This is a genomic window from Thermoanaerobaculum aquaticum (genome assembly GCF_000687145.1).
In the GTDB taxonomy this organism is placed as follows: Bacteria; Acidobacteriota; Thermoanaerobaculia; order Thermoanaerobaculales; family Thermoanaerobaculaceae; genus Thermoanaerobaculum; species Thermoanaerobaculum aquaticum.
The window spans coordinates 103,244-117,701 of the sequence record NZ_JMFG01000002.1 but is presented as its reverse complement, the minus strand read 5'-3'; the positions used below and the strand labels follow the sequence as shown (position 1 = coordinate 117,701).

General features: G+C 65.2%; 7 protein-coding genes. 2 read left to right on the top strand and 5 right to left on the bottom strand.

Features of this window, described 5'->3' with window-relative positions; translation table 11 throughout:
- Positions 1–19 precede the first annotated feature (19 nt).
- Together EG19_RS00720 and EG19_RS00715 are read left to right on the top strand one after the other, a co-directional pair.
- Complete coding sequence (locus EG19_RS00720; protein WP_038046313.1) at positions 20–3,859, top strand: carboxypeptidase-like regulatory domain-containing protein; 3,840 nt, start codon at positions 20–22, stop codon at positions 3,857–3,859.
- A 15-nt stretch (positions 3,860–3,874) separates the two neighbouring features.
- A complete protein-coding gene (locus tag EG19_RS00715) occupies positions 3,875–7,798 on the top strand; it encodes a carboxypeptidase-like regulatory domain-containing protein (protein WP_038046312.1) in 3,924 nt (1,307 codons plus the stop codon).
- A 49-nt stretch (positions 7,799–7,847) separates the two neighbouring features.
- On the opposite strand, the gene EG19_RS00710 is transcribed toward EG19_RS00715, so the two are convergent.
- The 5 genes from EG19_RS00710 to EG19_RS00690 form a co-directional block, all read right to left on the bottom strand.
- Entirely contained in the window at positions 7,848–8,435 is a 588-nt protein-coding gene (locus tag EG19_RS00710; protein ID WP_038046310.1) for a peroxiredoxin, read from the bottom strand.
- Positions 8,436–8,575: 140 nt separating this feature from the next.
- Positions 8,576–10,453, bottom strand: a complete 1,878-nt coding sequence (locus EG19_RS00705) for an Nramp family divalent metal transporter (RefSeq protein WP_053334733.1) — start codon at positions 10,451–10,453, stop codon at positions 8,576–8,578.
- Positions 10,454–10,536: 83 nt separating this feature from the next.
- Complete coding sequence (locus EG19_RS00700) at positions 10,537–13,365, bottom strand: PD40 domain-containing protein (RefSeq protein WP_038046309.1); 2,829 nt, start codon at positions 13,363–13,365, stop codon at positions 10,537–10,539.
- Between the two features lie 12 nt (positions 13,366–13,377).
- The gene (locus EG19_RS00695) at positions 13,378–14,064 is read right to left on the bottom strand and encodes a hypothetical protein (protein ID WP_038046307.1); all 687 of its coding nucleotides are present in this window, start codon (positions 14,062–14,064) and stop codon (positions 13,378–13,380) included.
- Positions 14,051–14,425, bottom strand: a complete 375-nt coding sequence (locus EG19_RS00690; RefSeq protein WP_038046305.1) for a tetratricopeptide repeat protein — start codon at positions 14,423–14,425, stop codon at positions 14,051–14,053. Before EG19_RS00690 ends, EG19_RS00695 begins: the two co-directional genes overlap by 14 nt.
- Between the last annotated feature and the right edge of the window lie 33 nt (positions 14,426–14,458).

Below are 14,458 nucleotides of genomic sequence, written 5' to 3'. Positions count from 1 at the left end.
ATGGCGTAGGGAGGTTCCAATGGTGAGCGCATGCCTGGTCCTGGCATTGACTGTCCCCGGCTCGGTGGTTTCCGGCACGGTCTTCTGCGAACAGCCCGGAAAGACGGTGGAGGTGAGGGTCTTTGCGGGCTCCCCTGCCCCTTGGGGGCTTACGCCCCAAGGTTTACCCTTAGCCACCACCCAAACCCCCTGCGGAACGCCCTTCCGCCTGGACGTGCCGGCATCTTCCCCGTGGCGGGTGGAGGTGCACGCACCCGGCCATACGGCGGCCGCCTTCCACCTCACCGAGGCGGGCGAACTTCCGCCGGTTTGGCTGCCCAAGGGCCTTTTGCGCCGGGTGGAGGTGGCCGGCTCCTGGCAGGGCAGCCTGAGGCTCTGGGGGTACCTGGCCGAGCCCCGCCCCTGGGGCCGTTGGCAGCCAGCTATCCCCGCGGGCCAGCTGCCCCGCCACGGAAAGCTGGAGTTTTACGCTCCCAAAGGGGCCCGGGTGGTGCTCTGGGGGCAGGATGAATCAGGTGCTTTTGCCCGCTGGGAGCTAGTCGGTGAACGCGAGAGCGTGAGGTTTGCCCCCACCCGGGCCACCGTGCGGGTGGTGGATGCCCTCGGCAAGCCGGTCCCAGGGGCCTCCGTGGTGGCGGAAAGGGCCCCCTCCGGCGCCGAGGCGGTGAGCGATGCTCAGGGGATGGCCCGGGTGCCGGTGGGAAGCGGCCAATGGCAGCTGGTGGCCTGGAAGGAAGGGGTGGGCTTGGGAACCGCCCGGTGGCCGGCCCAGGAGCCGGTGAGCCTGCAGCTCCAGCCCAGCAAGGAGGTGAGCCTGGTGCCGGCCTACCCGTACCCGGGGCTCAAGGTGGTGCCGCGCCCCTGGTTGAGCTACCTTCACGGGAAGGCAAGAGCGGGCGCCAACCGCATCCCCTTGCTGGGAGAGGGGCTGCACCTTGCCTTCTGGGCTCCGGGGTTTGCCTACCAGCAAACCGACGTGGAAGGCGACGTGGATTCGGTGGGGATCCGGTTGCTCCCCGAAGGCCGTCTGCAGGTGAAGGTTGTGGACCCCGCCGGCAAACCGCAAGCCGGGGTGCCGGTTTTCGTGGACGAGCCCGAGCGGTGGAGCCTGTGGTCTCCGGGCTACACCACCCCCTCCCTGCTGGCCCGGGGGGTGACCGATAGTTTGGGAACGCTGGAGGTGGCCGCGGAACCGGGAACCGTGACGGTACGGGTGGCGGCGCCCCCTTGGGCGGAAGCCCGGGAGGAAGTGGAGGTGCCCCCCGGGCAAAGGGTAACCAAGACCATCACGCTGACCCCTGGGGCGCGGTGTCGCCTGCAGGTGACCGACCCCCATGGCCGACCTTTGGCCGGTGTGACTGCCCAGGTCACCCGCCGGGGGCAGGGCACGGTGTGGTATTCGGGGCAACCCCGCCCGGTGATTGCCGAAGGTTCCTCCGACCGGGACGGGATGATGGTCCTGGAGCCGCTGCTTCCCGGTCCGGTGGAAATCACGCTGGTAAAGGCTGGGTTTGTAAAGCGCACGGTGAACGTGGAGCTGCCCCCGGAAGGCAAGGACCTGGGCGCGGTGGTCATGGAACCGGGGGCCTCACTGCAGGGGCGGGTGGTGGACGAGAAGGGGGAGGGCATTGCCAGCGCCAAGGTGTACGTCAGCGCCGACAGCGACGTGCCTTTTGGCGAATCCACGGAAACCGATGAGGCAGGGTTCTTCCAGTTTCCGGATCTGCCGCGATCGGGGGTGGTGTTCCTGCGGGCGGAAAAGCAAAACCGGGTTTCCTCCCGTCCCCTCAAGGTGGAGCTGCCCTCCCCACCGGTGGAGCTGGTGGTCCCCGGCGGCCGGGTCATCGTGGGGCGGGTGGTGCGGGCCACCGACGGCAAGCCGATCGCAGCGGCCCGCGTGTATGCAACGGAAGTTCTGACCCGGGTCGTTGGGGGTTTTAGCGGCATGAGCGTGCGCTCCCTGGGGCCGGGGGTGGAAACCGACAACGATGGCATTTTCCGCCTGGAAGTGGGAGACAGCCCCAGCATCGAGCTCCACGTTCGGGCCAAAGGGTTTCGGGAAACCAGCCGGCAGGTCCGAATGGAACCCGGAGAAAAACCGCGACCCCTTTTGATCCAGCTGGAGGAAGGCCTGGTTTTGGCAGGCCGGGTCATCGAACCCTCGGGAAGGCCGGCCGTGGGGGTGGCGGTTCGTTTGGAAACCGAGCGCCAGCAGGCCCGAGGGTTAGCGGTTGGCTCCCGGATCAAGGTTTGGTCCTCGGTGACTGATGGCGAAGGCCGGTTCCGCGTTGCTGACTTGCCCCCAGGGCGATACGAGGTCATGGCACAAACACCTGAGGGGTGGCGAGCCCGGGAAGTGGCGGAAGCCGGCCGGGAGGATTTGGAGCTCGAGCTGGAACCCACCGGCACCCTCACCGTGACCGTGAAGGACAAGAGCGGGGCACCGGTGGCGGGGGCCAGCGTTGAGGGTTGGGCCAACAGCGGCCAAAGCTGGAAGCAAATCACCGACGCCCTGGGGGAGGTGCGCTTAGGGCAGGCCAGCCCCGGCACCCACTCCCTGCGCATCACCCACCCCAACTTTGCCCCCGCATGGCTCCGCTTTGACGTGAAAGCCGGGGAGGAGAGCAGGCGGGAAGTGACCCTGGAGGCGGGTGGGGTGGTGGAGGGGGTGGTGAAGGGGCTTTCGGCTAGCGAGCTTTCCCGCTGTTCGGTGAGCGTGGGGGTAAGCTCCGCTACCCCGCTTCCCGACGGCTCCTTCCGCATCACCAACGCCCCGCTGGGCAAGCAACGGGTGGAGGCGCGGGTGGGCTGGACCGGGCGCTTCCGCAACGCCCAGGTGGAGGTCAAGCCCGACGCCCCGGCCTGGGTGGAGTTGGATTTCGCGTTGGGATTTACCCTCACCGGCCAGGTTCACAAACAGGGCAAGCCGCTTTCGGGGCTTATGGTGGCGGCCAGCCGAGAGGGTGAAGGTGTGGCCGATAGCACCGACAGCCAGGGGCAGTTCCGCCTGCGGGGACTGGAGGCGGGCCTGTGGAAGCTATCGGTGGCTGATGCCAGCGGGCAAGTTCTCCTGCGCCAAGAGCTGGAGCTCACCGCCGACCGTCACCTGGAGCTGGCGCTTCCCAGCGGAGCGCTGGCCGGCAGCGTGGTGGCGGCGGAAAGCCGCGAACCAGTGGCTGAAGCCACCGTGATCGTTCACCAGAAAGGCGGCTTTTTGCGCCAGGAAACCACCGGGGATGACGGCCGCTTTGGGTTTTCCGACCTCCCCGATGGGGACTTTACCATCACCGCCCAGGCGCCCGGCTACGGTAGCGCCTCGAAAGAGGTGCACATAAGTGCGGGGCAGGCACCGGAGGTGGTGCTGGCGTTACCCAAGGAAGCGGTGCTGGAGCTCTTCGTTCAAGAGCTCGGGGGAAGCGTCGGGGAAAGGGTGTGGGTCAGGTTAAGCGATGCCAGCGGCCTCACCCGCCAGCTTGCCGTTCCCCTGAACCGTCGGGGGCGGGGGGTGATTTCCGGCCTTCCCCCCGGTCGCTACGGCTTGGTGGTGGATGGCCTGGGCCACGCCGGCTTGGTGGTAACTACCCCTGGCCAGGCTCAGGTGGTGCTCCAGGAGGGGGGAAGCCTCATCCTAAGCGCCCCTGCCCAGCGGAACCTCAAGGTGCGGGTGCTTTTCCCGGAAGGACTCCCGGTGCCCCTGGGTTGGCAAGCCAACGAGGCAGGTGAGGTGGAGGTAAAAGCCGGACAGCAGCGATCGCTTCTCCTCCCCGCCGGGCGCTACCAGCTCCTCACCGACTCCGGCGCCTCCATCTGGGTGGACATCCCCGCCGGTGGGGCACCCGTTACCGTGGAGCTGCCTTAACGGGAGGGCAGCCCCATGCCAGCGAAAGCTTTTGCCCTGGCGGCCTTGGTTTTGATCCTCGCGGCAACGCTGGTGCACGCCGCGCCTTTGCGCCTGGAAACCCGGGTGTGGACCGAAGGGGCGGCGGAAACCGTGGAGCTTGTGGTCTTCCCCGCCGGGCGAGGGGTGGCGTTTGATCCCTCCTGGCCAGCCAAGCCCCTGGCCCGGGTTACCGGCAAACCCGGGAGCCTGCTTTCCCTTTCGGTGGACGCCCCTTTGCCCCTCCGGGTGGAGGTGCGGGCCCCCGAACATGTGGCCATGGCGCTGGAGGTATGGCTTCCCCAGCAGCTCCCCTTACCGGAGGCGTGGCTTTCCCGGGGTGAAACCAAACTCCTTCACACTCCGTCCCTTGGGAAAGCCTCCACGGTTGCCGTGTTCAGCCCGCTGGCCCAGCCAACCAACCTGGTAACGGCAGCGCTTCGCTGGCGTCCAATCGTGGCCAGCCAGCGGCTTCCGGCTGAAAAGAAAGTGGCGGTAGCGCTTCCGGAAAGAATTCCGGTTCCCTTAGTGGCTCTCGCCGAGGACGGCCGGTGGGCCCTTGCCAACGCCAGCCTCTCCGAATTCCACTGGATCTACGCGTCCAAGCCCATCCGCGTGCGGGTGGTGAACGAACAGGGGCAGCCGGTGGCCGGGGCAGAGGTGGCCACTCAAGGGGGGCCTCTGGGGTCGGCTGTACGAACAGCTGAGGACGGGACAGCGGTGGTCTGGCAGTACTCGGAAGAGCCAAGGGGCGTTGTGGCGACACAGGGCGCTTTGGGCGCCGCGGCCGTGACCCGGGCAGCGCAGGTGGAGCTGGTGCTCAAGCCGGTGCCCGCCCTCCGCCTGGTTCCGGCAAAGCCCTACGGCCCGCTTCTGGTGCGCACCAGCGGCTGGCCCGAGGCCTTGAGCGGGACCTTTTGGGTGCTCCCTCCCGAGGGCGGACAGGTCCCCAATCCCGGCCTCGAAGCTGCCCTCTGGGTGGCAGCTCCGGGTCAGTGCTTTGCCACCTATCCCCTGGAGAGGGATCGTGAGGAGCTGGTGGTGCGTTTGGTCCCTGCCGCTTCGTTGAAAGGGCGAACCCTGGACCCCCAGGGGCGACCTCTGGCCCACGTACCCATCCGGGTGGCGGCACCGAACAGGGCGCCGCTGCGCCCGGGAACCCAAGAGAAGGGCAACGACCAGGGCGTGCTGGCGGTAAGCGACAGCCTGGGGCAGTGGCAGGTGGCGGGGCTTCCCCCCGGGGAGGTTTGGGTTCAGGCGAGGTGGGGTCAGTGGGTTGCCAAAAGCCCAAGCTTGCAGCTGGCCGCCGGTGAGGTTGGCTCGCTGGATTTGACGCTCAACCCGGGCGTTCGCTTGAGCGCTACCGTACAGGATCAAAGCGGCCAGCCGTTGTCGGAAGTGCAGGTAGAGCTTTACAGGCTGGAGGAGGATGAAACCTTCTCCGCGTTTTTGGCCGAACGGGAAGCGCCCTTTGCCAAAGGGAAAAGCGACACCCAGGGAAACGTGGTGATCACCGCTCTTCCCACCGGCAAATTTGGCTTGCGCTTGCACCGAAGGGGCTTTGTGCCGTGCCTTCTGACCGTGCAGCTGCCGGCCAGCGGTTTGCACCTAGGGGTGGTCACGCTGGAGCCGGGGGTAAAGGTGGCGGGAAGGGTGGTGAACGAACGGGGAGAAGGGGTGGGCCAGGCAACGGTTTGGCTGGGGAGCTCGCCAGGCGCCAACGATCTGGGGTGGGCGCTGACCGACGAGCATGGCTTTTTCAGCTTTTCTGATCAACCGGTAAAAGGCGTGGTCTACCTCAATGCCGTGGGCGATGATCTCATTCCCGGCTCCCCAACAAAACTGGACCTTCCTCCGGCCGGCCCCGTGGAGTTGCGGGTGACCACTGGCCTCCGCCTTCAGGGGAGGGTGGTGGACGAAGCTTCCGGCGAGCCGGTCCGGGGCGCGCAAGTCCAGGCCGGCGCCCCCGTGCCCCTCGTAGGCGCCGGCTGGGCGTACCGCCGGATCTACCAAGACTTCGCGTTAACCGACGACCAAGGGACGTTCCAGCTGGGCGGCCTCTCCCCTGGAACCGTGGTGATTCAGGTGGAGGCCAAGGGCTACATCCCGGTATCCCGCACCGTGGAGCTGGAAGCGGGCAAGGAACACCGTCCCTTGCTCATCCGGTTAAGCAAAGGCCTGGCCATCCGCGGGAGGGTTTACGAAAACAGCGGGGAACCGGCTGCCGGTGTGTGGGTGTCCGCGGAGGAGGCCCGTCCGCAGCAAGCAGCGGCCACAGCAAAAAGCTCCATTTACGTGTCAGACCTTACCGACTCTGGTGGTTACTTCCAGCTTTCGGGGCTTCGCCCAGGAACCTACCAGGTGCAGGCTACGGGGTCTTCCGGCGAACGGGACCGGGTCTTGGTGGCGGCGGGAACCACCGACGTGGAACTCCACCTGGGCAGCCTCGGTGAGCTGGAGGTGCTGGTGACCGATCGGCAGGGGGTTCCGGTGGCCCACAGCCGGGTGGTGCTTGCCGGCGGCTTGCACGAAGAGCGGGAAGGCGCCAGCGAGGGTGCCGGGCGATGGCGCTTTTCCAACCTTCCCCCCGGCAGCTACTGGCTGGAGGTGCAAGCCGAAGGCTTTGCGCGCGCCACGGAGTCGGTAGAGGTTGCGGGGGGCAAAACCGTAACCCGTACCGTTCAGCTCAAACCCGGCGGGGTGGTGGAGGGTGTGGTGCGGGGCCTAACCGCCGAGCAGCTTTCGCAAACCGAAATCCGCGCCTTTCATGGGGCCCGGACCACCGTGCAGGCCGATGGCCGCTTCCGCCTGGAGGGCGTTCCCCTGGGCAAAGAGCCGGTGGCTGCCCGCTTCCTGGGTTCCGGGGCCACCCGTACGGCAGTGGCGGAAGTGGAAGCCGGAAAGCCGGCGTTCGTGGAGTTTGACTTCAGCCACTCGCTCACCCTTCGCGGGCGTTTGCAACGGGCTTCCACGCCCGTCACCGGCTTTTTGGTGCGGGCACGGGTGGAAAACAAGGCCAGCTTTGCCGAGGACGTCACCGACCAAAACGGGGAGTTTGTGCTCGGGGAGTTGGAACCGGGAAGGGTACGGCTCACGGTCGTGGACCCCTCCGGGCAGATTGCCCTGCTCCATAGCCTGGACCTCACCAAGGACGACCAGGTGGAGCTGCGGCTGCCCACCGGTGCCCTCACCGGGAGGGTAACCGGCCAGGGCGAGCCCATCAGCGAAGCCACCGTTACCGTGAACCTGGGCCCCGGGGGCTACCCCGAGCGCGTGGCCCGCACCCTGGATGATGGCAGCTTCAGCTTTCGGGACCTGCCACCCGGGAGGCTGCGGGTAACGGCGGTGGCTAACGGCTACGCCCCTTCCCAGCGGGAGGTGGAGCTGACAGAAAGCGGCTCCCAAACCCTGGAGCTGAAGCTGGAGCCGGAATCCGCGCTCCATGTGGTGGTGCGGGATGAGGATGGCAGCTTTCCGGAAGCGGTAAGCCTGATGGCGGTGCAACCGGGGTCCCCGCCGGTATGGCAGTGGGTGGAGCTGGATCGGCACGGCAGGGGGTTCGTGACCAGCCTTCCATCGGGGACCTACCTGGGCCTCTGGCGAAGCACTGGCGCCGCGGTGGCGTCCTTTTCAGTGCCCGGCAGGTTGAACCTGCAACTGCAACCGGCAGGGAAGCTGGAAATCACCGCAGAAGACGGCGACGAGGTGCTGGTGGTTGCTGCCGACGGCACACCCTTACCGCCTTTCAGCGTTTCCCTTGCCACTGCCGACGGCTGGACCCGGCTGCCGGCCTACTACAGCCCAACGCTTGCCCTCCCCGCCGGCGAGTACAAGGTGCAGCTCAGGCGCCAAGGCCAGCTGTGGCAAAAGAGCGTGCAGGTGCGACCAGGCACGGTGGCTGTGGTCAGCTTCAAAGACTGAGGGCCGCCGGGAAGCGGCGGCCCCGAAGGAAAGTTTTGGCCAAAGACGGTCAGTGGGTGGCCAGGTACTGGGCGGCACCTTCTGGCGTGGCCACCATGGTGTCCTTGCCCTCATCCCAGTCGGCCGGGCAAACCTCGTTGGTGTGCTGGGAAACGTACTGGAAGGCCTTGAGCGTGCGCAGGGCTTCCCGGGAAGAGCGACCCACCGGCAGGAAGTTCGTGGTTTCGTGGACAATCACCCCTTCGGGGTTGATGAGGAAAAGCCCCCGCAGCGCCACGCCCGCTTGCTCGTCCAACACGCCGTAAGCGCGGGAAACCTCCTTGGTCAAGTCTGCCAGCAGGGGGTAGTTCAACGAGCCACCCAGACCCCCTCGCTCCCGGGGCGCATCCACCCACGCCTTGTGGGTGTACTTGGAATCCACGGAAACGCCAAAGATCTGGCAGTTGCGCGCGGCAAACTCATGGGCGTCCCGGGAAAAGGCCAGCACCTCGGTGGGGCACACGAAGGTGAAGTCCAGCGGGTAAAAGAGCAAATACACCCACTTGCCCCGCAGCTTCTCCAGAGAAACGCTTACAAACTCGCCGTTGTGGTAACCCTCCAGGGTAAAAAGCGGTGCCGGTTTGCCTACCAAGCTCATGAACGTTCCTCCTTTCACGTGATCGCCTTGGGGGCATCACGTTCGAGAAGAATTATCCAAAAATTTCGAGCCGCAGTCAACCCACGGGGTCGTGAAAAGCTGTCAGGGTTTTCGAGGAACAACCTTCAGGTTGGGCCGCGCTAGGAACCCGCCGGCACCACCAAAACCGGAATCTTCAGCAGGTGCCGAAGGTGGTTTACGGTGGTGCCGTGCACCAAATCAGCCATCCCGACGTGACCGTGGCTGCCCACCACCATGAGCTCGGCGCCGTGCGTTTCGGCCAGGCGGGCCAGCTGCACCGCCGGTTCGCCAAACCCCAGCTCGTACACCGCTTCCACCCCCTGCTCCGCCAGCTCGGTGCGGTAAAGCTCCAGCCTCTCGGTGTCGGACCGCACCTCGCGGTCGTCCATCTCTCCGCCCAGGATCCTCACCCCCCCCGACTCCACCACGTGGAACAACAGCACCTGCGCACCCCGGCCGGAGGCCCGGGCCAAGGCCACGGCGTAGGAAAGCACCGCCGTATCCGCCGGCGAAAAGTCCACCGCCGCGGCAATGCGCTGGGGTGGGCGAGGGGGGGCCAGGGCCGGCATGGAAGCGGGACCGTGGACGCTGGCAATTTCCGGCAGCGGCAAGCCCTTCATCCTCTGCCAGAGCGGGCCGATGATCACAAACCCCAGAAAGACCACCAGACCCACCGCGGCAGGCACCACCGTCACCCACAGAAGCCACGCCCAACTCCCGGCGGCCGCCAACCAGCCGCTGATTTCCTGGTAGGCCAAAAGGGCGTTGAGACCGGTAATGAGCCCCGCCACCAGCCAGGCCAGCACCTTCAGCCGGCGGCCGATGGCGTACTGCCCCAACCACCGGCCGTCGGAAACCAGGTGCACCAGGGGAATGACGGCAAAGGGCAGTTGCAGGGAGAGAATGACCTGCGAAAGAACCAGAAGCTCGCCGGTGGCTTTTTCCCCCATGGTGGCAATCACCGCCACCGCCGGCACGATGGCCACCGCCCGGGTGAGCATGCGCCGCACGATGGGGCGCAGGCGCAGCTGCAGGAACCCCTCCATGACGATTTGCCCGGCCAGGGTGCCGGTAATCGTGGAGGACTGCCCGGACAGCAAGAGCGCCACGGCAAAGGCCACCGGGGCTATGGCCTCGCCAAGAATGGGCTCCAGCAGGCGGTGGGCCTCCAGAATGTCCTCCACCCTGTGAAACCCGGCCTTGTGGAAGGCCGCGGCAGCCATTACAAGCAACGAAGCGTTGACGAACAGAGCACCGTTGAGCGCCACGAAGGAGTCAATGGTGTTAAAGCGGATCCCCGAGCGGATCCCGGCAGGGGTGGGGGCAACCCGCCGCGACTGCACCAAAGCCGAATGCAGGTAGATGTTGTGGGGCATCACCGTGGCCCCCAGCATCCCCATGGCCAGGTACAGCGCCCCTTCCCCCGGCAACGACGGCACCAGGCCTGCAGCCACCTCCGCCAGCCCAGGTTTGGCCAGGAAAACCTCCAAGGCCAGACACACGCCAATGGTGGTCACCAGCACCACGATGAAGGCTTCCAAAAGCCGCACGCCGCGGCCGTGCAGAAGCAAAAGCAAAAAGGTATCCAGAGCGGTGATGAGGATGCCGGCGATGAGGGGCAAGCCGAAGAGCAGCTGCAGACCAATGGCGGAGCCCAGGACCTCCGCCAAATCGCAGGCCACGATGGCAATTTCCGCCAATACCCAAAGGGCCAACCCCGCCTTCTTACCGTAAAGGGCCCGGCAGGCTTGGGCCAGGTCCATGCGGGTGACGATCCCTAACCGGGCGGAAAGGCTCTGCAGAAGCAGCGCCATGAGGTTGGACATCACCAAAACCCACAGCAGCGCGTAGCCAAACTTGGAGCCTGCGGCAATATCCGTAGCCCAGTTCCCCGGGTCCATGTAACCCACGCTCACCAGGTAAGCGGGACCCGAAAAGGCCAGAAGCCTCTTCCAAAAGGAAAGCTGGGGGGGAACCGCAATGACCCCCGGCTCCAGCGCATCCCCCTTGGTGTAAGGCGCGCGTATCACGGGAGAATCCTTTGCGAATGTGTCTCAGAAGTCAAGGTTGCCTGGAGTCGTTAGTACCGGAAACCGATCCAGAAGCTGGTGTTGAACCCTTTGTCCAGGGTCTTCTTGAAGTCCCACCGTTTGGCAAAGTCCCAGTGCACCGGCAAGCCGAAGAGCTCCACCGAAAAGCCAAAGCCGTAGGAGGAAAGCCCGTCCTGGAGCTGTCCGTCTTTCATGAAGCGGAAGGGCTGGGTGTACCCCGGGACGTCCACCCGCGCGGCTCCCACGTCCAGGAAGAACCGTCCCCGGAAATCCCGCAGGTGCAACCAGGGAAGCACCAGGTGGTCAATGAGCGGGAAGCGCCACTCGGCGTTGAAGTAAGCGGCCTGGTTACCCAGCACCGAGCGGTAATCAAAGCCCCGCAAGGTGTCCACGCCGCCAAAGTAAAAGATGCTGGGGCGGTTGCCATCGGCCACCGCCGCAAACAAACGGAAGGCCAGCTCGTTGCGGCGGGAAAGCGGCAGGTACTGGCGGGCGTCCAGGCGCAGCTCCCGGGACAAAGTTCCCCCGTTTTTGGCGTCAAAGGCCTGGGCCAAAAGCAGCGACCACCGCCGGCCCCAGTGCGGGCCGTAGTCGTTCCAGCCGGTGGTGTCGCCGGTAAGCCCCGCCTGCACAAAGGGGATGTGGTCGGTGATGGGGATGAAGAACAGCTGCCCGCCAAACAAGACGGGGTAGTCAATGTCGCGGTAAATGTAGCCAGCCGCCGCTTCTGCACGCAGGTAAAGGGAAAGCGGGTACTGGGCAAACACCGCGGCCCCGGTCTCTCGGTAAAGCCTTTTAAGACGCACTTCCCTTCCGGTAAAGGTATCGGCAGCCACGAAGTAGGAGCGATCGTCGAAAACCGTGACCCCCCACTGCCAGCGCTTCTCCAGGTTCACGTAGGCTACCTGGAAGTTGGAGTACCCGGAGACCGACTCCAACAGCACGTTGAGGCGGCGGTCACCGTAGTGGTCGGCAAAGGAAAGGAAAGCCTGGGAGATGAGCGTTTGGTCTTCGGAAAACTGCACGGCAACCTGCACGTTGTCGGCAAACAGCTTGTGCCCCTTCACCGGCGAGATCTTGTCCTGGGTCACCGGTACGGTAATGGCCGGCACGAAAACCTCCCGCTGCTGCACCGGGGCAGCCTCTTCCTCCCGCCCCACCTCTTCCCCTTGCCCCGGATCGGTGAGGTAAAGCTGCCAGCGACCTTTGGTGTAAGCCTGGTACACCACCCGCTCCCCGTCCTTGGTCACCACCGCCACCGGGTTTAAAGCGGCACCGATGACCTTGGTGAGGCGGGTGAGCTTGCGGGTTTCCAGATCCAGGCGGTAGATGTCAAAAACCCCTTGATCGCGATCGGAAGCAAAATAAAGGGCCTTGCCGTCCCGGGAAAAGCTGGCGCCTTCATCGTCCCCGGCCCCAAAGGTGAGCTGCACGCGGTTTTGGGGGTTGGCCAGCTCCAGCTGGAAGAGCTTGGCGTGTTCGCCGCTTTGGGAGGAGTACACCAGGAACTTGCCATCGGGGGAAAACACCGGGGCGGCATCGTAAGCCGGGTCGTTGGTGAGGTTTTGCACCGTGCCGCTGGCCAAATCCAGAAGGAAGATATCCGCCTGGCCGTTGGCAAAGGCGTGAAAGGCCACGGTTTTACCGTCGGGGGAAAAGGCCGGCTCCATGGCCTGGTCCTGCGGGATGGGATACTCCTTCGCCACACCCCCTTTCAGGGCATCCAGAAGCAAGAGCACCCGTCCCCGGCCACTACGGGCAAAGACCGCCACCGTGTCGCCGTCGGGGGAAAAGGCCAAATCCCTGCCGCGGTTAGGTCCCACCGTGAAAAGCTGCGCCACCAGGTACTCGTAGCGGGTGGTGTAGCCGCGGGTGAGGTTTTTGTAGAGCTTGCGCTTGGGCACCGAAAACAGCGCCACGTCCACATCGTCCTTATAGGTGGTAAAGGCGGCAATGAGCTCCCCCGAGGGCGAAACCGCTGGGGAGGCCTCCGCCGAGCGTACCCCCTCCTCGATCCGGAACGCCGGGCCAAACTCCCGGGGGTCCCCCCGCTCCAGGGCCACCGGCTGGTACTTCTTGCGCAGCCACGCCCGGAAGCGGGCGTCAAACTCCTCCACGTCCAAATCGAAGGCGCGCTTCACCGCCTTGTCCACCGCGCCGGTGAGGGTGTTGCGGGTTTCAAAGATGAAGTCCCGTAAGCCCTCCACCCCCCACTCGCTTTCCACAAAGGCAAACACCATGTGCCCAAAGCGGTAGGCGAAGTAGCCGGTGACGTTATCGGCCACCGAGGGAACGCGATCGGCCAGGGTCGCATCCCGCATCACCGCCTTGGCCCGGGAGTCCTCGTCCTGGGCCAGGTACGAGGCCATGCCTTCCATGAACCACTGGGGGATGTTGGTAGTGAGGGCCTTGCCCAGCTTGCCCTGGAACAGGATCTCGTACTGGAAGATGTGCACCAGCTCGTGCTGGATGAGCTTTTGCAGCTCAGCATCGGGCAAATCCACCGGCAGCACCATGCGGTTGCGGGCCGGCACCGCAAACGCCCCCACGCCTTCGGGGATGCCTTCGATGATCACGTTGGTTTGCTCAAACTCAGCGTGGGTGGCGTAAGCGATGAGGGGAATGGGTTCGGGAATCTGGAAGTTGAGCTTTCTCGCCAGCTCATCGTAGGCGCTTTCGGCAAAGGAAGCCACCTTGCCCAGCTGCGGCTCCACCCGATCGTAAAAGGAAATGCGAAAGTGCGGGGTGGCAAACTCTTGCCAGGAAAAGGTGTCGTAGCGGACCTTGTTCTTGCCAAAGTACTGGGCGTGAGCTGCAGCAGCCACCAGTACGCTTAACGCCAGGATCTTGCCACGCATAAGCGCCCCCTTTTAATCGGTAAACAAGATGCGCTTGCTCTTCACCGTACGCGGGACAAAAATGCCGATGAGCTGGTTTTCCAGAGCGTAAAGGTTGGAAAACATGCCGGTAAACTCGTCAAAGCTGCGGTCGGCTCGCTCCTGGAAATCCTTAAGGGGTTGCTCCAGAAGCAAAGCCCCGGTGCGGCCGTCGTAAACCTGCAGCAGGATGTCGTAGGCAAAACCGGTTTGCTCCACCAGCACCTGACGGTAGTAGGTGCGGCCGTCAATGGGGGAAACGTACTCCTCGGTCTTGTACCCCGAGCGGTCCTGCACCTGGAAGTCCACGCTCCCCGCCACGATGAGGTCCGCCCCCGTTTGCGAGCCCAGCTCGCGCCAAAACTGGGTGGCGCGGGCCAAGGCAAGGGCGTCGGCGGCGGGGGGCCGTAGCCCTTCCACCGGGGGCAGCAGCTGCAGCTTGGATTCCCGGCGCAAAAGCCGGCGCAAGTAGCGTTCGAACTCCTGAGCCACGTCAAAACCCAGCTTCTGCTGGGGCACGTCGGCCTTGGGTGCCTCGCGGATAAAGGGACCCAAATACACCCTTTCGTGGCCGGTGAGCAGGAGCTTGGGCCGCACCGGCAGGGAAATTTCCACTTCCCGCACGCCGGCCAAGGCCACCGCCGGAACCAGCACCGCCAAAAGCCAGCTAACGCCCCTCATCGTCCCCCCCTTTGGGCCTAATGCCGCGGATGTAGGAGGCGTAAAACTCGGCAAAACGCGCGTAGTTGCGGCGGATGCGGGAGTTGTGGGGGGAAAGCTCCAGCGCCCGTTTGTAGGTGGCCAGGGCTTCCTCGTAGCGACCCAACGCCTCGTACGCAACCGCCAAATTGTTTAAAAGCTCCGGGCTCTCCCCCGCCAAAGCCCGGGCGCGCTCAAAGCGGAAGGCCGCCTCCTGCCAGAGACCCGCCACCGCCGCCTCCACCCCCTGCCGCATTTGCTCCCGCGCCGAAAGGGCAGACTTTTGACTGGCGCAAGAAGCTAGGAAAAGGACCGCCACCCCAAGCAGGACCGCCCGCCTCATACCCGTCCCCCACGCAATGCCACGGTTATGATA

What these genes read in the sequence shown, in the direction of transcription:
- EG19_RS00720 (WP_038046313.1), top strand. Translation starts at nt 20, where the DNA reads ATGGTGAGCGCATGCCTGGTCCTGGCATTGACTGTCCCCGGCTCGGTG.
- EG19_RS00715 (WP_038046312.1), top strand. Translation starts at nt 3,875, where the DNA reads ATGCCAGCGAAAGCTTTTGCCCTGGCGGCCTTGGTTTTGATCCTCGCG.
- EG19_RS00700 (WP_038046309.1), bottom strand. Translation starts at nt 13,365, where the DNA reads ATGCGTGGCAAGATCCTGGCGTTAAGCGTACTGGTGGCTGCTGCAGCT.
- EG19_RS00695 (WP_038046307.1), bottom strand. Translation starts at nt 14,064, where the DNA reads ATGAGGGGCGTTAGCTGGCTTTTGGCGGTGCTGGTTCCGGCGGTGGCC.
- EG19_RS00710 (WP_038046310.1), bottom strand. Translation starts at nt 8,435, where the DNA reads ATGAGCTTGGTAGGCAAACCGGCACCGCTTTTTACCCTGGAGGGTTAC.
- EG19_RS00690 (WP_038046305.1), bottom strand. Translation starts at nt 14,425, where the DNA reads ATGAGGCGGGCGGTCCTGCTTGGGGTGGCGGTCCTTTTCCTAGCTTCT.